Here is a 24820-nt window from a genome sequence, read left to right as displayed (position 1 = left end):
TTGGACAGGACACGGCAGGATGAACCGAGGAAAAAATAACATGTTGAATACAGCAGAAACGCTCAGTTGGGAAGAGCTATTAGAAGAGTACTTTTTTTCACATATCCTGCGACCGGATACCGAATGGAGTTATCGCAAGGTCACACGGGGTTTTATCCGGTTTATGGGAGAAGCCGCATCACCGGCACAGGTTATTCACCGGGATGTGCTGCGGTGGCGGCGTCATCTTCTGGTAGAAAAAAAGCAGTCGAGTTATACCTGGAATAATAAGGTAGCTCATCTGCGGGCGATTTTTAATTTCGGCATAGAGCGAAAACTGCTGCCTCACACCGAAAATCCGTTTAACAACGCCGTGGCTAAAAAAGAGAAGAAAAAGAAGAAGATTTTGAGCCAATCGCAGATAACCCGCATTAATCTGCTGATGGGCAAGTTTGCTGAGGAAGAAAGCATCGAGATAACTCCACGGGGAGGGCGGTGTGCCCTGTATCCGACCTGGTATTGGTCAACGGTGCTGGCGACATTGCGCTTTACGGGTATGCGTCAGAACCAGTTACTGCACCTGCGGCTGCGGGATATTAATCTGGACAGCAATTATATTGAACTGGGGCTGGAAGGCAGTAAAAACCACAGTGAATGGGAAATACCGATTATTCCGCCGCTTAAACGCCGGCTGGTAAAATTAGTGGAACGGGCCATCGCTGCCGGTGCGAAAGCCCACGATCCGATTTTCGATCTCAGCCGGTTGAGTGTCCCGCACCCAAGCCGGCTTTCCCGTTACCAATACGATATCAACCGGGAAAAACAACAGCTCCGTTCTTTCTTTCGCCGGCTGTCCAAAGAGTGTGATTTTGCAGTCTCGCCTCACCGTTTTCGTCATACGTTGGCGACGACCCTGATGAAATCGCCGGATCGTAATCTGCCGCTGGTGAAACGCTTACTGGGGCACCGTAATGTGGCGACCACGATGGAATACATTGATCTTGATATGGAAGTGACGGGCAAAGCGCTGGAACGGGAACTGGGGTTGTATACTGATTTTGTTGATGAGCATGCCGATGAGAATGAATAAAACGGCGTAAAAAAGACAGGGCAGGTCTCAGACAGGATTGAGGTGGAGGTGTGAGTGAACTGCCCTGCATCAATATCGATGGTATGAAAAAATGGCTAATTCCGATCCCGTGTCACGTGAAGTTTTCACCTTACTTGACATCAGAATCAATTACTGAAATCATTACCTTAAACGAGAAAAGGGTAACTGTTAAAACAGCTACCCTGTTATCTTGTCTTAAGTGTTCTTTTCAACTAAACAGTACAAATTGAGCTGATTAGGATTTAACATTTAATTAACGATTGATTCTTTTTTGCGCTTTTGTCAGGAAATTTAACAACCTAGGACAAACCCGCATGGAAATTTGGTGCCGGAGGCGGAATCGAAAAAAATTATAACCTGTTGAATTTATAAAATCTATTATCTCTAATTTTGTTTATGCCCCTTTTAATGCCCCTAGATTTTTTTCCTTGTTTTCTCTTTACTATCTGACTGATTTTAATTATTTATCTTACTTATTGCGTGCTTTTTAATCATCTTAAAGCAAAAAAGCCGTGAGGGTTAAAAATGGTCAAATTGGGCTGCCATTTTACGCTCAGGGCTTAAGATAAAAAATTATCATTTTTACGACATCGATCACAAATTACAGCGAGTTATTCCTGTGGTTTATTGCGAACTTTACGCTTAATCAGTTGACCACGTTTATCAAAATAGCGGCTGGGCCAGATCTCTGAGGGATGGATGCCGAGATAATTCGCGATAATCCACTCGCCTTTAGGCCACTGCCTGCTGAGTGCGTTTGCTAATGTTGATGAACTGAGTCCCGTCTCACGGGAGAGCGCCGCTAAGGTTGTACCACGTTTACGTAATGCTGCAATGATATCGGCCTGATGCCAGTCATTTTGAACATTGTTATTATTCATTCCTGCTACCCCTTCCATTAATTAATATTGATGGTGGTGATTCAAAGCAGGGTTAGCAGACCGGCGCTTACTCCGGCGAGACGTGAGTCTCCCCTGCCTGAACCACCATAGAAAAGGCGTATGCAGGCACACTGGTAAAGATTCTTACCAGTGTATAAGCGCACAAGGCTGCTAAACCTTGACCACTAGATTTTGCTAATGGCGGGAATACTTTAACTGATTGTTTTATCTGACTCAATAACCGAACAACTAAGTTTAACGGCTATAAACCCGTTCAACATAACGCCCGCGGCCGTCACCATGCCCCAAATCCATTGATACCAGTGCCCTTGCTTCCTGACGGCTAAAACCATTCTGTTGGTAAAAAGCCAATGCATCCTGTGCCCACGCATAACGCAAACTATGGGGAGAATAACAGCCTGTTAAACCAATCCTTGTGGTCTGTGTCCGCCAGTAGTTCATGGCTTGCTTGAGGTCTGGTTTATCAATCAACCTGCCACCTCGTTGCTCTGCAATAACAATGGCCTGTTCGACAGCTTCTTTCACCGCTGCAACATCCAGTACGCGGGTTTGCCTTGGCCGACCACCTTTTGTACCGAAAACAACATGCAGTTTTGGCTCTGGTTGCTCTAACTGTTTGCGCCAGCTTTTCAATGAAGCACTGCATTGCACCGCTTCCTGAGAACGTAACCCCAACAATCGGGCAAGTGTCAGTGTGACGGCAAATCCGGCATCACGTTCACGTGCCTTCTGATAAACAACCTGAAACGTGGCATCAGGGATCGCTTGTTTTGTTCCGGCGCGGCTGGTGCCACTTAATCCCAATGCCTGATTGCTTAAACGCGGCGAGGTTTCCAGCTTCTCCCGACCTGCCATGCGAAAGATATTACGCAGTGCGGACATTTCATTTTGCACCGTTCGCTTGGCGATCCCCTGAGACAAACGGGCATCAACATACTGTTCCACATGCTTGGCTTTCAAATTCTTAAGGCTTTTGACCTGAATATTCAGGCTCAATAACAACACGCCTAAACGTTCGGCGATCTGAATGCGATCATGGCAAGTTTTATGACTGCCGCCGCCTTGTCGGGCAAAAAATTTTAATTCCTTAATCAATCGACTCATTAGCTTCTCCCGCGACCTATACCTGACAACATGCAATCTCTGGCGCGCGACCATTCTGGCAAAACAGAAAAACCTGCTTTGCCCTTGATCGATATCTGTGCGCCAGAGTGAACGCAGGTTGAGGTATTGCGGGGTATCGGTTGAGTACGCGGTACTGCCGCCTGTATAAACAGGTCATCCCCACCGGCTAAAAGCCAGCCTCGATATCGTCAAGTTCTCCTTTTTTAATCTAAAAATGCAGTGTCAGATTCACTGCGTGGTGAAGCAGGCGTGAGCCTGTCAGGGTTGTGGTACTCTTTGGCTGCGGCGTCACTTTCAGCGGTAACCCGCAAAAAGTGACGCCTTGAGTTTTCGAACAATCAGCAAAGACTATTAAAGCGTTGAAATACCAACGGGTACAGCAAAACGCCGCCAGATTCAATGTCAAACGGTAGTCATGCGTTAATGGTTTAGCGGTAAAAAATTGTCTGTTGAATAATTCAGACAGGGATAGATAAAAGTATGAACGGATGCACAAAAGCCATCCTGTTGTTCATTGAAGATAAACAGGATTTATGTTGATTTGAAAAGTCAGTGTATGAACCCATGTTCAACACCCTTCGGCGACAAGATAAAAACACCTTTTGGGCGTATTTTTAGTTTAATAAACCTTCATTACCAGACAAGGGGTTTATGTCTGACAATATCTGCTTCCAAAGGTGGGCAGATGTACCGCAATGCTTGCTCTCCCTTGCAGGCTACGGGAGTTTTCATTCGCCGCTTAACGCTGATCCTTGCAGACGATAGGATCGTTTTAGTTACAGCTCCATACATTATCTATTGGATTGAAGCGAGTCAAATGTTTGTTTAAGGTAGAACAACACAATTTTTACCAGCCAGTAAGATGCCCGCGATGATTATCGCGGGCGCTATTACCCATTACATTTAATGCCAGTTGGCAGCCAGTACAGGTTGCAGCCGTTGTTGCTCAACATCGCTGAACATTGTGGTTGCAGGAGCTGATGGTGCAAATGCAGCCATGGCCTGAACAAGGTGCTCAACCTCACTATCCATCAAACGGTGGCCATCACCGACCATAATGCTTGCTGGTCGTTCAGGAGAACTGGCATACCAATTATGCAGTGTTACTTCCTGTTTGCTACCAATGACCGAAATCTGTAAATCTTGCCCAGCATGCTGGAATCTCAGATTATCAAGACTAATATCCTTTCCTAACACCAACTTGCCCATATCACCGTTAAATTCTAACTTATTGGATCCATGTCCGACTTCTACAGTCGACATAGTACCACTGGTCAAAATATTGTTATTACCATCACCAACTTTTACCCTCGACATAGTACCGTTAGCAACGATATGGTTATTACCACTTCCTACTTCTATTTTAGCCATAGTACTACTGGACTCGATATTGTTATCGCCATTACCGACTATTAGTTTATTAACATTGCCGGTAATGATGTTATTACCATCACCTAGCGTGATATCGGCATCTCGTCCTGTTACATTGATTTTATTATCACCACCCCCGGCGACTAGTTCGTCGACATTACCAATAATAATGTTATTACCATCACCTAGCGTGATATCAGCTCTATGCCCTGTCACATTGATCTTATTATCACCATGTCCAGCAGCTAGTTTATCGACATTGCCAGTAATGGTGTTGTTACCATCACCTACTTTTATCGTCGGCATAGTACTGCTGGATTCAATATTGTTATCGCCATTTCCGACGATTAGCTTTTTAACACCACCAATAACGGTATTGTTACCATTACCTAGAGTGATATCGGAACTACTTCCCGTCACATTAACCTTATTATCACCATTTCCAGCGACAACTTTATTAAGGTCAGCTTCCACAATGATTGTTTTACTCTCATCTCCCAACGTAACCTCGGCAAAAGTATTTTTAACTATAACAGTATTGGGATCAGTGGTTATTGGTGTCGGTTCTACTACTGGATCAATTTTCGGAATAGTAATTGGTTCCCGATCAACAAGAGGAATCATAATTGCTTCCCAGTCAATAGGTGGAATAGTAATCGGTTTCCAATCAGGAATAGTAATTGGCTTCCGATCAATATCAATAGAAGGTATGTTAGGTGTCAATGAGTCCGGCACTGTAATAGTTGATGTATCAGGAGATTGCGGTACGACTGGTTTGACCGTGGGTACCAAGTCTGGTGCATGTTCCGCAAAAATGAAATCGGCTGCATCGAGCTGTGAAACATCCAGAGTATCGAGATAAAGCAGTTCCACTTTTGAATCAGCGGCGTTTGCCCCATTAAATGTGACGTTAACGCCATGAATTTGTGACAACCCATTGATCGTACCACGATTGCTTTTAGTGATAGAAAGTTGACTAAAGTCAGTGACGCCAACTTGACGCAGATCGATCTTATCGATACCGTGGCGGAATCCACGTAATGCGTTTCTGTAATTACTAGCACCGGGTTGAGCTGCTATAACAAAAGTATCTGATGTTGCACTATCATGGCTATAAATAGTTCCATCCAGGCTAAATTTCATCTGACCCTGAGCATCGGTACTGAGCGAAACCCAATTGCCTCCGCCATTAAGGATCACTGTTCCCAGGCCTTCTTGTGGTTGGTGCGTAGAGGTGTCACTACTGGTGTAGGTCATTGGCGCGATAAAGGAATCTTGGAACTTGAAATTCTCAGCACTGATTCCAGTCACTTGCTGATTTTTTAGGGTAATACTCTGATTATTACCCAGATCAACCTTAACATCGTCCCCTTGTTGAGTCAGTAGCAAGTCAGCAAAGGTTTTTCCACGAAATCCGACCAGATCGATGATTTCGCCACGGGCGGCCTCGAAATTACTGATAATATCGCTGCCAGCTTCACGGCGGTGAACCACAAAGAAGTCCTTACCCGCACCGCCAATCAGCGTGTTGTTTCCACGCCCGCCATCTAGCAAGGCATTAGTATTACCTGCAACCAGTGTATCGTTGCCATCACCGGTGACAATGTTATGAATGCCCGACGGCTCCTTGATAGTTAACGCGGCACCGCCAATGCTGGCAACACCGGTCTGCAAGTTGACCGAGGTATCGCGTGAAACCGCCGCCGCATTGAGGGTATTACGCCCACCCGCCACGCCATTAACTGCATCATCCAGTACCGTACGGTTGGCTTGCCCGACCACCGACTGGATATATTCGTCGGTGTAAAAGTAAGTATTATCCGGTGTACTCTTGCTGCCGTACAAACGGAGTGACCAGGCATTTAGTGTGGTTGGCAGGCCCGAATTTGCACTGGTGACTTGCAGCGTCCAGTTACCCGCCGAGTTTTCACCAAAATCATGGGTCGACATAAAGCTGTACTTGAACGTTCCCGACTGGCTGCTACCCATATCGGTATCACTCGCGCCCGACACACCATCTGGAACCTTGCCCTGACGATTGAGTAATATACTTTGAGTGCCATCAGGAGAGATCAGTTTGAGCGTCAAATCGCCAAGACGACCCACTTCGGCGTCAAAATCAATTTCAATATGTTCGATATTCAGACCGGCATTCATCGCAATGGAGGATGTCAGCGTTTCACCCGCAGCCAGGGTTTTGCCAAGAGCACCGCTGGATGCGCTATAAACATACTCGTTGGCTGCTGTGCTTTGCGTCATCCAGGACTCGGCCAAGCGAACAGCGGCTCGTGCATCAACGGCGCCAAATCCATAATCATTACTGGTGTGCATGCCGCCGCCATTCCAGTGATGGGCGCTATTGTCGCTCCATTCGGTGGATGGGTCATTGACCTTGAGAGCAGATAGTGCAAGGATCTGCTGCACGTCACGATAGCCCAGGTTAGGGTTGGCCTCAAGCATCAGTGCAACAATGCCAGAGACGATCGGTGCGGCAAAGCTGGTGCCTTGCATACTGGTGTAGTCATTGCCGAAGGTCGAACCACGGTCAGTTTTCAGCATATGGCTGGTCGATACCACATTACTGCCCGGTGCAGAAACCAGCAGGCTGGCACCCGGGTTCGAGAAGGGTGAAGAACCAATCTGCAAAGTCGATAAGTCGCTTTGTGCGTTGATCGCACCGACTTGTACAGAAAAACGGTTGTTACTGGTCAGTGACCCCTGGGCATTGCCGCCGGCTTCTCGATTGTTACCACCCGCCGCCACGATGACGGTACCCAATCCGCCACGGCCATTAGCCGCTGCGTACTGCGCATTCAGGCTCAGCGATGCGGCAGTATTAATGGAACCATCCTGAAGATTGCTGAGCGCGAAATCATTGGTGAATCCCCAGCTATTGTTGGCAATGTCAAAGCTGACCATATGCCCAAGTCCCGCAAGGTCGGCTCCGTCATTAGCCAGATAATAGCCACCCAATGTAGCGCCATGGGCAACCCCTACGCCACCAATATTATTCTTCGTGGCAACCATCACACCCGCCACCATCGTCGCATGGTTGGAAACCACGTTTGGCAAGGTACTATTGGCTTGTTGAGTTTGCAGCCAGGCTTTATCAACATTTGCTGCAAGATCGGGATGAGCGATATCAAAGATTTCTGGCCCGGTGGCGAACTTGCCGCCCGGTTCGAACTGACCGATACGCACGCCTTTGCCGGTATAGTCTTTCCAAACCGGCAGGATGTTGGCATCGCTCAGATACCATTGCTGAGCAGCCAGTGGATCGAGCGGGACTTCGGGGGTCAGTAAGGTAGCAACGGCACGCATTGGTGCGGTTTCCCCGCTGCTCAGATCCACTACTGAGGCTGAAGGATTACCGGCTGCATCAGTTACACCATATTTGAAGCTAATGACACCAGTGTAATCTGCATCCGGCGTAAACAAGACATCGCCCTGGGCGGTGAGACTGACCGTACCGCCTATCGCATCTCCAACATTGGCAATACGCAGTGCCCCCTGGCTGTTGAGGTGTTGATCATTGGCCAACAGGCTCTCTGCGGAAATCAGATGAGGTTGGGTACGAGAAAAGACTTTGCCATCCTTGTCGTGGGTGAGGACATCCTCAACAGGCATCGCATTGGGTATTTGTAAATCCACCGCTGAAATATCCGCAAAATTGAGTTTCTGGATATTTTTCAGCGTCACTGTGCCATCACGCCCGGCAACCTTGTCGGTCACGATATATCCACTGTCGGTACGGGTGATTTGGTAGTCGCCGTGGTTACCGTGCAGGCTAACGATGTTAACGCCCCCATCGCCATCAATGGTGGCATTACCGTGTCCTACCTCAATAATGTCATCACCTACACCGCCGAAAATCTTATCGTCTCCGCCACCGGCATGAATGATGCTGCCTCCCTCAGAAGCGTAAATTATATCGCCTTGAGAACCTGCATAGATGACTGACTTTCCACTACCACCAATAATGGTGTTATGCCCACTACCACCGACTAAAACGTCGTTACCCATCCCACCAACCAGAACAGAATCACCGGAGCCTCCCTTGATAAAGACACCATTGGCTCCTCCGCTCCTGATAACATCACTACCACTTCCACCTTGAGCGACGGTTAAACCAGCCTCAGCCATGTTCAGCTCGACGCCTTTGTTACCAACAATGAGCGCTGTATCGTATCCGCCATTGCCATGAATGTTTTTTGTATCGTCAGAAGCGCTGATAACAAAAACGTCATCGCCGGCACCACCCACATAGGTATTGCTCCCCGCACCTCCGACCAGCCAGCTGCCGGTTTTTGCTGCAATCAGGGTATCATTACCGCTACCACCATACAGATGACTCACACCTAGCTGTTCTGCATCCAGAGTTTCACCTGTTTCACTCTGGCTGGCGTAAGCCGTGGTCGTGATATCGTTGTACGTAGAAGTCACCCGCGTACCCGTCCCCTGAGTGCTCAGTATGTTGCTGACAGGGTCACCGAGAAAATCAACCGCCAGCATTTCCCGGGTTTCGCCATTGATGGTGAAAGATCCACTGGCAACAACTTTGTTCCCATCACGCACCTCGGCTTTATCTGAGGAGAGAACGTTAATCTGAGTAATACCCAGTTCAGCCAATGTCTTTAGCTCGCCTGCATCGACTTTCGCATCATGTGAACCATCAATCCAAACCCGTAACTGGCTCCAGATCGGATCGTGTTCATCAATCACTCCATCTTTATTGGCATCTTCACTGGCTAAAGCCCCGAAGCCATCCTTGAATTTCTTCTCGCCAGCGGCACCATTAATTCCGGTTTTGCCACTGTAGTATTCGGAGAACATTTGACTGGCATTTTTTATTTGCCCACTACCATCATTAATCACCAGTATTCCGGTATTGCTACCTGTCCAGCCGGTACGCTTGAGCGTGCCACTGTTATCCATGTCGAACAATACGCCATCACGGATATCAGTCATGTGTACACCATTACCGCTCAGATCCAATAATAGCGGGTCAACATACGTGTTGAACGTTGTCATCGCTGATAAACCGTTCAACGTCACGGCGTTGCGTAGGCCAAAGTCCAGTTTGCTCGTGTCTCCGGGCTGGTAGAAGGGTTTGTAGAACTCCGACAGATAGGTGTTGGGCCGCACATTGGGGTCAAGCTGCATTTCACCAGGACGAATGCCTCCGGTGGCAAGGCCGGCCATCTGGGTAGAGGTAAAGTCTGTTTTGTTGAGAATATCTCCGATGACAGATATTTTGTGTGTCGCCGCATTTTGGATATAACCGTTGGCAACATCCTGCTGCGCCTTATTTTCGCCCTGAATATGTTTTTGGGGCTGTGGGGAGGAATTAATATCAATGTTAATCAAGTTTGTTGACGGTCCAGGGACACGCTTACTTTCATCCGGGGTTAACCATAAAGTTTTAGTGACATCTCTTGCATCATGATACTCATAATATTGACCATCACGAACCAGATGGTTACTAATGATTTCAGCCCCATTAAATTTTAACATATTATTCAAAGGAATAATGTTATTCACGGGAACCAGATTTCCTTGCATGCCATGCGTATTGTATCCAATAGATGTTAATGAAAAAAACACGAAATCGACGCAACTGTTGGTCACAACATGGTATTCTGCTTTCCTGAATCCCCCAACTTTATCCGGATTTTCTGAAAAGTCGATTAACCTCTTGCCCTGAGTCTCAGTCAACGCGACGGAAACTTCATACACCGTTTGTTTATAGGCGACATTATCATGCCGCGTGACCCGCCCTTTGCCCCACGGTTCACCAAGCTCTGACTCAAAACCGTAACTTTGTTCATTTCCGTTCCCGTCATTTATCACATACCACATATGACCGGCGGATGAAGGATGTACATCTCCCGCTTTGTTCTTTCCCTTATTTTCCTGATAAACATACTCAGCCCCCCTCGGAGCAACTTTATAGGTTACAGAGTATTTCTTTTCCATACTTATTATTTCCTCTAGTTGTTATTTCTCTTTGTTTTTTTCCTGCATAAATCAAATCTTCGGATCGTAATAAGTGAACAGTACAAAACTCTCAATGCCATCAAATGCAGGGACATTTTCCAGAGTAGTAATAACCGCAAAGTAATGTCCTGGGGGTAATGAAAATGACTTAATATTCCGTATGGCCGCATTTACAGATTTTTCTTCATAATAGAAACCCAGCCCTCCATCATTTCCTCCTGCATTTATTTTCTCGTCAAAAAAAATCTTTTCATCTTTAACGAGATGGAGTGAAACTGGAGTTATTACGCCGTCATCATCAATACTTCCGTAAAATTTACTCCCAAATAATCGAAGTCGTCTTAACATTTCGTCATAGTCATTCCCTTTATCAAACAGCAAAGCAAACTGATACCCCCCCTCCTGAGGAATTTCAAAATCAAAAGTCACTGACTGACCGGCCTTGGTGACATCAATGGGTTTGTGTATTGCTTCTGCATACTGATGGCAACCGCTTAACCCCGAGACGAACCCGTTACAACGCACCAGTCCGGTAAAGCCTAAAAAAAAGAGGATTAACCAGCCACAAACTAAAAAGATAAGGAGATAGCCCCAGTGCCGAGGTAATACCTTCATTTTGTTGCTCCCAATAAAGTAAGATGACAAAAAGTCTCAATAATCACTTATCCCCCCGGAAAAACGGTAAAAAATAACGCGTTAAATCCAACAGAAAGCCTCTCACTCGCCTTAATACTGCTCGCTTAAGAGAAATAAAAGTACCAACTATCATTTTCTCAATTTGAAGAAACCAGTAATGACGGGCTATTCAAATTTTCTTATTAAGCATTTTTGTGAATAACTATGCAAAAAAGTGCTTAAGCGAGCGGTATTACTCACTCGCCTTCGGTTTTTTATCGCTCCCGCAAACTTTCATCAATATGCTGCCGCAGCGGACTCAGGAAGTAATCGATCACCCGTCGCTGGTCGGTTTTTATTTCTGCTGTTATCGACATGCCCGGAGATAGTGCGACTCGCTGACCATTGACCAGCAAGTGATCTGACTTCAGACGAATACGGGTGCTATAGATGAGTCCCCGCTTTTCGTCTTCAATGGCATCGTTCGACACGCTCAGCACTTCACCGTCAACGGTGCCATACTTGGTGAAATTAAAGGTTTCCACCTTAACAGTGACCGATTGACCAATATGTACGAACCCCACATCCTTGTTTTCCAGCATGGCTTCCACTTCTATCGGTTGGTTTGCGGGGACGATGACCATTAGCGGCTGAGCCGGTGTCACCACACCACCGACGGTATGGATAGCCAGTTGTTGAACGGTGCCGGCCACCGGTGCCTTGAGGCTGGTCAGGTTTTCCTGATGGCGGGCTTTTGCCAGTTCCTGATTCAGGATCGCCGCTTTCTGGTTGGCTTCCTGCTGTAAGTCGAGCATGGCGCGGCGATTTTGCGCAACCACCGCTTCACGCCGGCGCCGCGCCTCCTCCTGGGCAGCGGTGTTCTGTAAGACACTGGCTTGCTGCACGCTTAACTGACGTTGCAGATCCAGCCGGGCTTGCTCTTTTTCCAGATACGCATGCCGCGACACATACTGTTTCGCCAATAACTGTTGGTAGTCCTCGGCCAATCGTGTAGCGATCGGCAGCGTTTTTTGCAGGCTGGCCACCTGAGCCTGGGCAGACTGGATTTCGGCGCTGCGTTGACGGATCTCTGCATCGACCAACTCCAGATTGCTACGGTATTCCTGATATTGTCCTTGAAGCCAATTCTGGGCACTGAGCATTTGCTCTGGGTTAGCGTTGGTAATCGTTCCTGCCAGCGACGTTGGCGGCTGTTGCTGATTGATCGCATCAAGCATGGCTGTGCTGCGCGCACTGTCTATACGGGCGGCCAGTAATTCGCTCTGGATCCGGCTGACATCGGCATTCGCTGCCGTTGGGTCGAGTTCGATCAACAACTCGCCCACTTTCACCGCCTGACCGTCATTGACATGGATCGCTCTGACTACCGCCGTTTCGCTGGGTTGAATCAGCTTGGTTTTGCCATTGGGAACGACCTTGCCCGGCGCGACCGCTACCACCTCGATTTTACCGATGCAGGCCCAGAGCAATGCCAATAAAGCGAAGCCCATGATGCTCCAGATGAAAATTCTTGGTGCAGGGTGAACCGGTGTCTCCTGCAACTCCAACGCCGTCGGTAAAAACTGCAATTCATGAGGGAGACGCGGCGGCGTATCCATGTTTTTGCGCTGGTGCCAGGCCTGACGCCATATGCTGCGATAGCGCTGCAATAAAGAAAGAGTGGCGCTCATACGAAATTATTTTCCTTGAGTCGGGGTGTATTTGTCTTGATCACGTCTGCCCCTGGTGACGTTATTAGCCAGTATCATCGACGAAATCTTCAGCCTTGCTGCATTTGGTACAGCCGTGAATAGTGGCCGTCCTGACGCACCAGTAATTCGGCATGGGCGCCCTGTTCAACGATCTGCCCACGCTCCATCACAATGATACGATGGGCGTCGCGCACCGCTGACAATCGATGGGCGATAATGATGACTGTACGTCCCTTGCAAATGCTCTGCATGTTCTGCTGAACCACTCGTTCAGATTCGTAATCCAATGCACTGGTCGCTTCGTCGAAAATCAAAATACGGGGATCACCGATCAAAGCGCGGGCAATAGCCACCCGTTGCCGTTGACCGCCCGAAAGTGACGCACCGTGTTCACCCACTATCGTGTCGTAACCTTCCGGCAGCTCAAGGATGAACTCATGGGCTCCTGCCATTTTTGCAGCATGCATAACCACTTCGAGTGGCGTCCCCGGGTCGCTCAAGGCAATATTTTCACGAATGCTGCGGTTAAATAGCATATTGTCCTGCAACACGACGCCAATCTGCCGGCGCAACGAGGAAACATCAGCCAATGCCAAATCCATGCCATCGACCAGTACCCGCCCGCGCTCCGGTACATAGAGCCGCTGCAACAGGCGAGTCAGGGTACTTTTGCCTGAGCCTGAACGGCCAACCACACCAATAATTTCTCCGGCACCCATGCTCAGGTTGACGCCACTCAGCACCTCAGAGCCATCGGGACGATAGCGAAAATGCACCTGTTCGAATGTAACCTGCCCTTTAAGCGGCGGTACTGTACTGCGTGTAGACTGAGACAATTCAGTATGGGAATTGAGGATGTCTCCCAGACGCTGCACCGAGACGCCGGTTTGCTGGAAGCTGGTCCATAGCTGAGCCAGACGCATAATAGGACCGCTGACACGGCCAGCCAGCATATTAAATGCGATCAGTTCTCCCACCGATAGTTGCCCTTCTATCACAAGGCGGGCACCCAGCCAGAGGGTAGCAACCGTGACAAGTTTGCCGATAAGCGAAACACTTTCGTTAGCGAGCGTCGATAAAGTCTGGGTTTTGAAACCCGCTGCCACATAAGCCGCCATCTGGTTATCCCATTTACGGATGATTTGCGGTTCAACCGACATTGATTTCAGGGTATCAATGCCGTTTACTGTTTCAACAAGAAATGCCTGATTTTCAGCGTTGCGTGTGAAGCTGTCCTGTAACCGCTTACGCAAAAGCGGGGTTATTAAAGCCGAAACCAGGGCATAGAGCGGCAAGGACACCAACACAATGAGGGTCAGCCAGCCACTGTAAAAGAGCATGACCAAAATAAAGACTAAGGAAAAAAAGACATCAATCATCAGCGTAATGGCATTGCCGGTGAGGAAACTACGAATGTTTTCCAGTTCGCGTACACGTGCAACAGAGTCACCGACGCGCCTGGCTTGAAAGTACGCCAGTGGTAAATTGATTAAATGCCGAAACAGACCCGACCCCAACTCTACATCAATCCGGCTGGTCGTATGCGCAAACACATAGCTACGCAGACCACTCAAGGCCGACTCAAACAGCATAATGCCTAACAGCCCTGCCGCGACAACATCCAATGTCGTCAGGCCGTGGTGTACCAGCACTTTGTCCATGACCACCTGAAAGAACAACGGTGTCACCAGGGCAAACAACTGCAAGGCAAAAGATCCCAACAAAACTTCGCCCAGCAACTTGCGGTATTTGACGATAGCCGGGATAAACCAGGTGAAATCAAAACGTGAAGATTCACCAGATACACTATTTCCAGAGCGCACGAGTATCAGTTGCCCAGTCCAACGTTGCTCAAGTCCCTCGAAGCTGATAACTTCAGCGCGAGCTGAACGCGGATCCTGAATCAACGCTTGTTCCTGATCGACTTTGGCTAAAATGAAAAACTTCCCCTCCCGGTCAATAGCAATAGCAGGTAATGGTGTGTGTTCAAGTCTGGCAGGTGTGGTGCGCACAGCCTTGGCTTTCAGCCCCGATTTCCGTGCAGCCAGCAGCAGCTCCTGCTGGGTCACACCTTGATTAGCGGCAGAGAATTCATGTGATAGTTGTTCGATTGAGATGGCTATGTTGTGAAACCTGGCCAACATGGCCAGACAAATCAGTCCGGTATCCAGTTCCGGGGAAAAATTCGGCGACTCAGTGCTCATTTATTCTTTTTTCCGTATTGCGTATGTGACTATCTTGCAAACTAAAAATATTAAGTTATGCAGTGGTTGCAGATTGGGTATTATTAATTAGCGTTACATATATATTCAATAAAACTTATGTGTATCGAATGAAAATTAAAATATTCAGTAGGTTTAACTGTCTACTGTGACTAAATGATAATTAATTGACTTTTAATAAACGTATTAATATCATCACTTAGCATATTCGTCTGAAATTGAATAAAATACAATAAAATCATCAATATATGGAATATTGGCAAGGAAATTCAAAATTAACAATATAAATTAAATTTATCTTTAGTGGAGGTGGGAGGATTGAGCGGTATTGATGTCTGTTTTTCTGAATGGAACAAGGTGCATTGGTCTGTTCCACAGCGCATTCAATAAAAGATTATTTTCATTTCAGCAATCCCCTTTGTATCATAATCTGCCAGAGAAGACAGACTGATTGTCTGGTCATCCCTACGTTTTGCTTCAACTGACGCGCTGCGCTTGTCTTCTCCGTGTTACCGGGCTAATGCATTAGCCCGGTAACACGGAGAGCTAAAAAAACACCTGCCAGAAAACATTTTATTCCTCACCTGCTCCTCAATTTTCTACTCGTTTTTTATTTGCATCAGGGTAAAAACAGGTGAGGAATGGAGATTAATTTATCTTTAAAAATCAATGTGATTAGTGTTCCTCGCTTTTTCTGCATATATGCGTGAGAAATGAGGAATACAGTGAGTATCACAATCTATTTTCTCGTAATTCCTCATTTTTTACTCACTATTTAGTCTACATTGTTTTGGTTGATAATGGTTATTTCCTGCCCGTTGCGGGTAATCAGTCCGTCTTGCTCTAACTTGGTCAACCAACGGCTGAAATTCTTCACATTCATGCCCATCGACTTTAAATCATCGCGTATAAGAGCAATGGAACAAGGCTCTTTCAGGGCAGTGCGCGACCGGATACATTGCCATAATGCCGTGTGGTTATCTGTTTTATTGGGGATGCGTTCAATTTCTTTCTCTTCAACCGGATCACGTGGCTTGTCAACCAAGACCAGTGAGGTAATATCCTCACCGTCTTTATCGGTAAAAAGTTCAACTACGCGCATGTCATAAGCTTTGGTTTCCGGTTCTTCGGCATCTTTCATTTTGGTGCAGGTGATAACCAGCGCACCGCCTTTTTTCCCTTCCCGGTTGATCCGATATTCAACATCCAGCGCCGCACGAAAGGCACTGGAACCCCTTGCACCCTTGCTTTCGTCTTTGCCGGAATGGTGAACCACGAGAATGCTTGCGCCTGTTTTAGCTTTCAGCTCGTCACAACCCCGGACAAACGCGCCCATATCTTTTGAATCATTTTCATCAGCGCCACCAAAACAGCGGGCTAAGGTGTCCAGAATAATCAGGCGTACCGGTTCGCCTGTTTCAGATTCAACCTGCTGGGCAGCGACCACCAGTTCATGCACTTCGGCAGGCGAAGCCGGAAAGACTGGCGTATTGATCAGATACATATTTTTAACCGTCTGACCATTAACGATTTCCCATGCTTTGATGCGCCGGGGCACACCAATCCCACCTTCACCAACCACGTACAGTACAGCACCCTGAGCAACCTGTTTTCCTGCCCATGCCTTACCTGTGGCAATATGACAACCCCACGCTCCCGCCAGAAAACTTTTGTATGATCCGCTCGCCCCGTAAATGCTGCACAGGGAATGCGCCGGAATAATGCCCTTAACCACGTAGTCTAACTGAGCATCAAAGCCCTCAGAGCCAACTGACAGGGGTAATTTTGTTTTACGATTTGGATAGAGGCTTTCAACATTGTCATAACGACGGGTTTCTATTGCATCACTGTTTATCGGTTCCCTCACCTGATATAACGCCTGACTGAATGCCTGTTGTGCTGTCTCCGTGCCATGTTGTTGGCGATAATCATCCCAGTCGGCTTTGTACTCTGTTGGTGGCAACGAGATCCAGCCATTCACCGTCAGCGCTGCTTTCTCTGCTGAGATCCTGCCGATATTTACTTTGGGTTTGCCGTGCTTGTCCAGTTCGCCAGGGCTATGCCAGTTATTATCTGCCGCAATAATGATTTTTACGTCCGGCCAGCGTTCCCGAACAGCTTTGGTGACAGAAAATAAGTTGCCTGCATCCAGTGCCGCCAGAACGGCACCTTGATGTAACTGGGTAATGGTCAGGGCTGTGGCGTAACCTTCGGTAATGATCACCGTATCGGAGGATGCTTCCAGTTCTGACAAAGCAATAAACGCGCCTTTCTTCTGGCTGCCAGACAGTAATTTTTTCTCGCCATTGGGTTTGATAATCTGCGCACCGGTGATTTTTTTATCCAGTGTTGTCAGTGTCAGCACTGTCGAATTATCAAACAGTAGCCGCTGATCAATATGTTGCAGACCCTTTGCAGTCAGATAGGGCGATTGCCCGGCGACAGTTTGCGCCATCAGTACCGCCACTCTTTCGGTAATCGGTAGTGTTGGATAATGGGTTTCTTTGGCTGGCTTGGAGGCTGGCAAAGGTAGCGCCAGTACATTAGCGACAACTTTTGCCGCCTCAGTAACAGAGATCCCCTTGATTCTTGCCACTAAATCCAGTCCATCGCCATAGTTTGGGGCGTCACACTGACGGCAATGCCAGTTGCCATGATGGTGATCATCGATAAAATGAAAACGGTCAGTACCACCGCAGATGGGACAAGCGCCATGTTTACCTTTTGTGGGAATATCAATACCACAGGCAGGTAGCAGATTTTGCCAGGAATACATAGCCGAGGTTTTGACGGTTTGGATCAGATCAAGCGGTTTTTGGCTGCCTGATGTTTTTTGAACTGTAAATTTGGGACGAGTTTGGGTATGCTGTGTATCAGCCATAATTTTTTACCTTACGAATGGTTATTGGTTAAACGCCCTGTCAGTGTTTGCCGCACTTCGGGGCGTTGTGTTTTTATGTTACGTGTCTTATGTCATCTTCTTTTCTGTGTTATGCCGCCCGCGATTCTGCAATCCGCTGGGCGATCCAGTTATCAATTTCTGCTTCAATAAAAGCCACGGAACGCGGACCAATTTTGACCTGTTTCGGGAATTCTCCATCGCTAATCAGCTTGTAGATCCACGCTTTGCTGTAACCCGTCCTGCGTTGTACTTCCGGCAAACGAATCAGGCTTGTTTTCAATGCAGCCACTGTCATGTCACTTCTCCTGTTACCCAGTCCCTGAAATATCATCGTGGACGTTGTTTGATGACAGGCGGATTATTTAAAAAGCAAGACTTAATGAACAGCGTTAATTGTTTTTCTCCCGATGAAAATTAACGGGTTGCAAATTGTACTAGCGGTTTTTTCTGTCGCGCAGTGGTTTGGCGAAGTCATAGGGTGTGATTGACTTTTCCCGGTTCGCATCCAGATAGTCCGCCCACCATTGCACCATCAGCCGCCGTTCATCCAGATGTTTAGAGGTGTGAATATACGCCGCCCGGACGTTGTTTCGTTCGATATGGCTGAGCTGGCGTTCGATGGCGTCATCGCTCCACAGACCGGATTCACCCATTGCACCGCGCGCCATTGTGCGGAAGCCATGCCCGCAGACATCGGTTTGGGTGTCATAGCCCATCGCCCGTAGCGCCTTATTGACGGTGTTTTCACTCATAACTTTCGCAGCATCATGATCACTGGGGAATACCACTTCGCAGTTGCCGCTCAGTACGCTCAACTCTTTGAATAACGAGACAGCTTGACGGCTCAACGGGACAAGGTGATCCGTTTTCATTTTCATGCCACGTTCAGAAAAGCGAACGCCTTTGATCGGTTGCCTTGTGGCGGGAATTTTCCACACCGCATTTTCAAGGTCGATTTCCTGCCAGCGGGCAAATCTCAGCTCACTGGAACGGACAAACGTCAGCAGTGCCAGTTCTACCGCGATTTTGGTCAGCAGGCGCCCGCGATAAACAGACAATCGGTTCAGGAAATCCGGTAAATCTTCATGAGGCAGGGCAGGGTGGTGACGGGATTTTGTGGTGGTGAGTGCTCCGGCCATATCATTAGCCGGGTTGGACTCCAGAATATCATTCTGAACTGCATAGCGCATGATAGCTGTGGTGCGCTGCCGTAGACGTTGAGCAATATCATGTTTGCCCTGCTCATCAATGGCTTTGACCGGCGCTAACAACTGGCTGGTGCGCAGTGTGGTAATATCGCGGGCGCCGATATGGGGGAAGATGTACTGTTCAAGGCTGCGCAGTACTTTCTGACGGTGGCTGTCACTCCAGCGTTTGTTGCTGGCATGCCATGCACGGGCGACTTCTTCAAACGAATTGACTTTGGCGGGCGTTGGGGTGCCTTTCTTTTCGGCTTTGGGATCGATGCCTTGTGCCATCAGTTTTTTGGCTTCATCCCGTTTAGCGCGGGCATCGGCTAACGACACCGTTGGATAAACGCCGAACGCCAGACGGTCTTCTTTCTTATCGGTGGGGCGGTAATACTTCATCCGCCAGTATTTCGAGCCGCGTGACGAGACTTCTAAATAGAGACCGCCGCCATCGGCGAGTTTGTAGGTTTTTTCTTTGGGCTTTGCAGTTTCGATTTGCCGGGCGTTTAGTTTCATTATTAAGGGCATCCTTGTAATCGAACGGTAAGTGCCCCGAATTATGCCCTTCGCTGCCTCTTGATTGCAACAGACGAAACTAGACCTAAAAATAAGAATGGATGTTGATTTTGCTGGATTTAGTAGGAATTGTTTGACTGGGCTGGACTTCACTGGAAGTTGAAGTGGTGCCCGGAGGCGGAATCGAACCACCGATACGGGGATTTTCAATCCCATCGTAAGTTAATTCAATGTAAAATGCCCTAATTTGTACAGTTTGTACGCTTAACCAATTGAATAAGTGTACAAAATGAAAATACTTCCGATAATTTCCCCTAAAGGCGGTGAAGGTAAGTCCACAAAAGCGGCTAATCTGGCCGGATTCTTGGCCGATGCCGGTTTACGTTCTCTCCTGGTTGATGGCGATTATTCGCAACCCACGTCCAGCAGTATTTTTAACCTGAAGTATGAAGCCCCGGCGGGGCTGTATGAATTGTTGATGCAGACGGTGGATCTGAATCAGCCAGACCCGTTCATTTCTCGCACCGTGATCAACAACCTCGATATCATTATCTCCAACGATCCCGATGAACTCTTGCCAACCGCGATGCTGCACGCCCCTGACGGGCGTCTTCGTCTGCGCAATATTTTGCAACATCCACTTTTTCATCAATACGATGTCATTATTATTGACTCCAAAGGCGCAACCGGGGTAATGACAGAACTGGTCGTGTTGGCTGCCACACATCATGTGCTGGGGATAATTAAACCGATCCTGCCGGATGTGCGGGAGTTTCTGCGTGGCACGTTGCGGATGTTGACTCGCCTTAAGTCATTCGAAAATTACGGCATTCAGCTTCCGCTTATTCAGATACTGGCTAATGGGATTGAAGGTACCCGGCTGGATCGGGATACGCTCAATGAACTGACCGATATTATCGAACACCAACGGTACGATACGTCCGCGTTAGGAGGCCGGTGTGTTTACCAGTTATTGAAAACCCGGATAGATCTGCTGGATATCTACAAATTGGGTCACGTTCGTGCCCAGCCTGTTCATCGCCTGGAATATAAAACTAAACGCAAAAGCCCGGCTGCCGCCCAGACCATGCACAGTCTGGCCTGTGAACTGTTCCCCGAGTGGACAGCCAGGTTTGATACCGTGCTGGTCAACCAACCGACGGGGGACGTGCAATGAATGTTATCTGGCAAGCCGTCTGTTTTTGTTATGACAATCCGGAATTACCCTTCACGGATACGCAGGATGATGGGGTTATATTCATTGATGCACCTGACCGTAAAGCCGCACTGGCAAAGCTCTGGACATTATTACCCGTTATCTGGGCTGTTCCGCCTGAGCAGGTGGAGTATTTCAGCCCCCGCCATGAAGAGGAATTGCGTGAACGGTCACTGATGCAGGGTACACCGGGTGATTTAGTCCTGCTGGAATGTGGTTGGGGAAAGGGTAAGCCACAGTATTTAATCGCAAAAGAGGGGCTGTTCTGGGTTTCTTCCCCGCATCTGCCACTGCGTTTAGTGAGGGCATTGAACGCCGTCAACAGGGAGGTGACCCATGAATCTGGATCATAATGCTTTACAGGCCATCAGTGAAGCGGAACCCAGCTACGCTTATGCCGAGGTGGGCGTGATTGGCGGGCTGGTACTGGAGAATGATCGTTGGGACAGCGTTGTTCAGCTGCTGGCGGCCGACGATTTCTTCTTCCCGGCACACCGGATAATTTATCAGGCTATTGCGGAACTGAGCGAAAAAAACTGTCCGTTTGATCTGATCACCCTGACCGACAGGCTGACACAGCGGGGGCAAATAGACAGCGCCGGCGGTTTTGCCTATGTGGCGGAAGTGTGTAAAAACACACCCAGTGCAGCCAATATTGAGGAATATGCCCGCATTGTGGCAGAAAAAAGCCGGTTACGTCAGTTACTGGCACTGGGTAAGTCCCTCAGCGCGGAAGTTTTTCAGCCCAATATTTTGTCAGATGCCCTGATTGAGCAGGCAGAAAGTCAATTGTTTAATCTGGCAGAAAAAGGGGCGGCACGGCAACATCGGGCCGTGACCCTGCTGCAAGGGGCGGATGCCCTGATTGCCCATTTGGAGCGCATACAGGGCAGCAATGGGATCACCGGTACACCGACAGGTTTTCAGGCGCTGGATGACATGACCTGTGGCTTGCAGGCTGGCGATCTCATTCTGCTGGCTGCCCGTCCTTCCATGGGCAAAACCGCACTGGGGCTGGCCTGTTGCCTCGGTGCGCTGCGGCAGCGGGACGATGCGGTGGTACAGGTTTTCAGCCTGGAAATGCCGGCCTCACAACTGATGCTGCGTTTGTCGGCGATGGAAGGCAGCGTAGCATTAAGTGCGCTGCGCAGCGGTCTGCTGGATGATGAACAGTGGGGACGCATCAGCCAGAGTCTCGATCAGTTTGCCCAATGGGATCAACGGCTGATTATCGATGATTGCAGTTACCAGACCCCTGCGCTATTACGTGCCCGTGCCCGCCGTTATACCCGCCAATACGGTAAACCGGCTCTGATTATGGTGGATTACCTCCAGTTGATGTGCGCCCCCGGGCAGGAAAACCGCACTCAGGAAATTGCCGACATCTCCCGCAGCCTGAAAGCGTTGGGCAAAGAGCTGGAGTGTCCGGTGCTGGCGTTGTCCCAGCTTAACCGGCAGGTCGAAATCCGCCCGGATAAACGCCCCAACAACGGCGATCTGCGGGATTCCGGCTCACTGGAGCAGGACGCCGATTTGATCCTGCACCTTTACCGCGATGAAGTCTATCACGAAGACACTCCGGATAGCGGGATTGCCGAAATCATTATTGGTAAGCAGCGTCAGGGACCGACAGGCACAGTTCGCGTGCGGTTTGACGGCCGGTATACGCGTTTTTCGGATATCGGCAGCGACGGGAGGTAAAGGATGGGACGCAATACGTTGAATTTAGGCCATGCTTTGTTACAGCAGGGACGGCAGGCCGTGGCTACCCGCAATGACAGCCCGCCGATGGCGGAAATGCCAATGGTCCTGACATTAGATCAGCTTCGCCCGAATCCGGATAACCCCCGAACCCGCCGCAACCCGCGTTATGACGATATCAAGGCATCCATAAAAGCCCGTGGACTGGATACAGTGCCGAAAGTCACGCGTGACCCGGATGGCGATGAGGTCTATATCTTCAGTGATGGCGGGAATACGCGCTATCAAATTCTGTCCGAATTGTGGCAGGAGACCGGGGATGAACATTTTTATCGGGTTCATTGCCTGTTTAAACCGTGGCCGGGGCGTTTACAGTGTGTTATCGGGCACCTGACCGAAAATGAGCTGCGGGGTGAACTCAGCTTTATTGAAAAAGCGCAGGGTATCCGCAAGGCAAGGGCAATTTATGAAGCGCAGCAACAAAAAAAAATCTCCCTGCGGGAATTGTCAGCGCTGTTGCGTCAGGCGGGTTTCCCTGTCAGCGATGGTCACATTAGCCGGATGGAGCATACTGTGAAATACCTGTACCCGTGGATGCCTAACCTGCTGGAATCCGGGCTGGGTTCGTCACAGATAAGACCTCTACTGGCCTTGCGGCTGGATGCCGAGGCGATCTGGCAACAGCATGTGACCAGTATAAACCCGGAACCGGCCGTCACCTTTGATGAGGTCTTTGGTGCCTGCTGCCGCAAATTTGATTCACCGGAAGTCTGGTCGCCGGAAATGTTCCGGGATGAACTGATTGGCGATTTATTGCAGGCACTGCCGCACCCGCTGCTCAATTACGACCGTTGGGTATTGGAATTAGATCCGAAGGAAAGTAACCGTCGGCAGCTCTTCGGCGAGCAGGCTACGGCGTTTGATAGTGTGCCAGTGCCGGAAGAATCTGAGACGGATAACACGGCGCAGATTCGAGTGCAAAACAGGGAATCGAATCCACGAATAATTTCTCAACCCACCACTGATAAGGTGAAGGCACCTGAACCCGAACACGCTCCGGTCGATAATGCACAAGTGTCCGCCACGTCTCCTCGAAAAAATCCGGTTATTCCCCCTTATCAGCCAGATAGCACGAATAACCTGTCTGAACCGGCCTTGCCTGTTCCTGAAGGTGAATGTCTGCATTTTGCCCAAACCGGGCTGGAGCCGGTCAGTTCGGTCTGGGCGATTTCCCCGATGCAGGATGATATTGAACACCTGCAAAACATGGCATTTCGGCTGGCTTTCGAACTGGCGGAAGTGGTGGGCTGTGACAGCGATTTGCTGTCACAGCCGGAAGAGGGGGCGGCGGGATTTTGTCTGGCCAATACGCAAAATGCCCATCCTTTTTCGCGTTTATTGCACACACTGACCGGAGAAGCCTCGGCTGACAGCAGTGAACTGACGCTGACGGCTGTTCTGCTTGGCACCGCCAGGCGGGAAGGATCGCCTCTGCTGGATGATACCCAGACCGTGAAATTTCTGCGGCTTATCCGGGTTATTCGCCGCTTGCGTGAGCTTCAGCGTGAGGTGGTACCGGAGACGTTGACGATGTAGCGATGCCGGTCGGGGTGCCTGCTTTTCAGTGTGTTGTTCATTCATTGCGTTTTGACTAGCCTGATAGTGGAGGAAGTGTATGAATCATTTATCGCAATCAACCAACAGCCTGCTGTTGCAGCTGGTGATGGATTTGAAGAACGGCTATATCCGCCGTTGTGAGGTATTAGGGCTGAACCCCGCAGAGATGCTGATGTTGCAGCGCCTGACGATTGAAGATCTGCATTACTTAGGCAACAGTCCGGTGTCCGTGCTGAGTGTTCATATTCATCACACGAATCTGGTGCGCCTCTTACAACAGGCACGTATCGAGCAACAGCGGATGAAACGGATTGACCGGGCACTGGAATTAGGTGGTTCTATTGAGCTGATGCACTATTTTTTTGGCCTGTCCAGTCTGGAAATCGCCGCCCGCCGACGTATTGCCGGCATGGCAGTCCGGCCGGGGCGCGGCTCGCCCCTGACGGAAGATGAAAACCGTGACCTGTGGCAGCGCTGGCAGGCGGCAACGGTTACCGATGTGGACAGTGCCGAAGGGCTGGATATCATGATGGCGATGGCTGAACACCATGCGGTTTCGCTGACGTCCGTCTGGCGTGCCGTGAAGGATTGGCAGCAGAGGGGTGAAGCGATGCCGGTAAAAAAACAGGCATAAAACAGGGAAT

16 protein-coding genes are annotated in these 24820 nt (G+C 48.9%); 6 read left to right on the top strand and 10 right to left on the bottom strand.

What is annotated here, in order from left to right:
* Window positions 1–40 precede the first annotated feature (40 nt).
* The gene (locus tag WDV75_RS05455; RefSeq protein WP_273571066.1) at window positions 41–1069 is read left to right on the top strand and encodes a tyrosine-type recombinase/integrase; all 1029 of its coding nucleotides are present in this window, start codon (window positions 41–43) and stop codon (window positions 1067–1069) included.
* Between the two features lie 632 nt (window positions 1070–1701).
* Here the strand turns inward: WDV75_RS05455 and WDV75_RS05450 are convergent.
* From WDV75_RS05450 to WDV75_RS05405, 10 genes are all read right to left on the bottom strand, one after another.
* On the bottom strand, window positions 1702–1971 hold the full coding sequence (locus tag WDV75_RS05450; RefSeq protein WP_273571067.1) for a helix-turn-helix domain-containing protein: 270 nt from the start codon (window positions 1969–1971) through the stop codon (window positions 1702–1704).
* A gap of 255 nt (window positions 1972–2226) precedes the next feature.
* The gene (locus tag WDV75_RS05445) at window positions 2227–3096 is read right to left on the bottom strand and encodes an integrase domain-containing protein (protein WP_273571068.1); all 870 of its coding nucleotides are present in this window, start codon (window positions 3094–3096) and stop codon (window positions 2227–2229) included.
* 229 nt (window positions 3097–3325) lie between these two features.
* Window positions 3326–3613, bottom strand: a complete 288-nt coding sequence (locus WDV75_RS05440; RefSeq protein ID WP_273571069.1) for a hypothetical protein — start codon at window positions 3611–3613, stop codon at window positions 3326–3328.
* Window positions 3614–4020: 407 nt separating this feature from the next.
* The gene (locus tag WDV75_RS05435) at window positions 4021–10464 is read right to left on the bottom strand and encodes a S8 family serine peptidase (RefSeq protein ID WP_273571070.1); all 6444 of its coding nucleotides are present in this window, start codon (window positions 10462–10464) and stop codon (window positions 4021–4023) included.
* A gap of 51 nt (window positions 10465–10515) precedes the next feature.
* Window positions 10516–11100, bottom strand: a complete 585-nt coding sequence (locus tag WDV75_RS05430) for a DUF5625 family protein (RefSeq protein WP_047683964.1) — start codon at window positions 11098–11100, stop codon at window positions 10516–10518.
* Between the two features lie 275 nt (window positions 11101–11375).
* Window positions 11376–12791 carry an HlyD family type I secretion periplasmic adaptor subunit gene (locus WDV75_RS05425; RefSeq protein WP_273571071.1) on the bottom strand — a complete coding sequence of 472 codons (1416 nt, stop codon included), beginning with the start codon at window positions 12789–12791 and terminating at the stop codon, window positions 11376–11378.
* Between the two features lie 89 nt (window positions 12792–12880).
* The gene (locus WDV75_RS05420; protein ID WP_273571072.1) at window positions 12881–15016 is read right to left on the bottom strand and encodes a type I secretion system permease/ATPase; all 2136 of its coding nucleotides are present in this window, start codon (window positions 15014–15016) and stop codon (window positions 12881–12883) included.
* Window positions 15017–15809: 793 nt separating this feature from the next.
* Window positions 15810–17915 carry an AAA family ATPase gene (locus tag WDV75_RS05415; protein ID WP_273571073.1) on the bottom strand — a complete coding sequence of 702 codons (2106 nt, stop codon included), beginning with the start codon at window positions 17913–17915 and terminating at the stop codon, window positions 15810–15812.
* Window positions 17916–18024: 109 nt separating this feature from the next.
* Window positions 18025–18231: a helix-turn-helix transcriptional regulator gene (locus WDV75_RS05410; protein WP_273571074.1), complete on the bottom strand. Its 207-nt coding sequence runs from the start codon at window positions 18229–18231 to the stop codon at window positions 18025–18027.
* A 139-nt stretch (window positions 18232–18370) separates the two neighbouring features.
* Window positions 18371–19642, bottom strand: coding sequence for a tyrosine-type recombinase/integrase (locus WDV75_RS05405; protein WP_273571075.1), 1272 nt, complete (start codon window positions 19640–19642; stop codon window positions 18371–18373).
* 289 nt (window positions 19643–19931) lie between these two features.
* Here WDV75_RS05405 and WDV75_RS05400 point away from each other — a divergent pair, with 289 nt between their 5' ends.
* From WDV75_RS05400 to WDV75_RS05380, 5 genes are all read left to right on the top strand, one after another.
* Entirely contained in the window at window positions 19932–20819 is an 888-nt protein-coding gene (locus WDV75_RS05400) for a ParA family protein (RefSeq protein ID WP_273571076.1), read from the top strand.
* Window positions 20816–21211 (top strand): hypothetical protein, encoded by a 396-nt coding sequence (locus tag WDV75_RS05395; RefSeq protein WP_273571077.1) that lies wholly within the window; start codon window positions 20816–20818, stop codon window positions 21209–21211. The genes WDV75_RS05400 and WDV75_RS05395 overlap by 4 nt, the downstream gene beginning before the upstream one ends.
* Window positions 21195–22559 carry an SPI-7-type island replicative DNA helicase gene (dnaB-PI, locus tag WDV75_RS05390; RefSeq protein WP_273571078.1) on the top strand — a complete coding sequence of 455 codons (1365 nt, stop codon included), beginning with the start codon at window positions 21195–21197 and terminating at the stop codon, window positions 22557–22559. The genes WDV75_RS05395 and dnaB-PI overlap by 17 nt, the downstream gene beginning before the upstream one ends.
* A gap of 3 nt (window positions 22560–22562) precedes the next feature.
* The gene (locus tag WDV75_RS05385) at window positions 22563–24155 is read left to right on the top strand and encodes a ParB family protein (RefSeq protein WP_273571079.1); all 1593 of its coding nucleotides are present in this window, start codon (window positions 22563–22565) and stop codon (window positions 24153–24155) included.
* Window positions 24156–24234: 79 nt separating this feature from the next.
* Entirely contained in the window at window positions 24235–24810 is a 576-nt protein-coding gene (locus tag WDV75_RS05380; protein ID WP_273571080.1) for a DUF2857 domain-containing protein, read from the top strand.
* Window positions 24811–24820: the final 10 nt, after the last annotated feature.

This window comes from Xenorhabdus griffiniae (assembly GCF_037265215.1).
GTDB lineage: Bacteria > Pseudomonadota > Gammaproteobacteria > Enterobacterales > Enterobacteriaceae > Xenorhabdus > Xenorhabdus griffiniae.
This window is presented reverse-complemented; position numbering and strand designations above follow the sequence as displayed.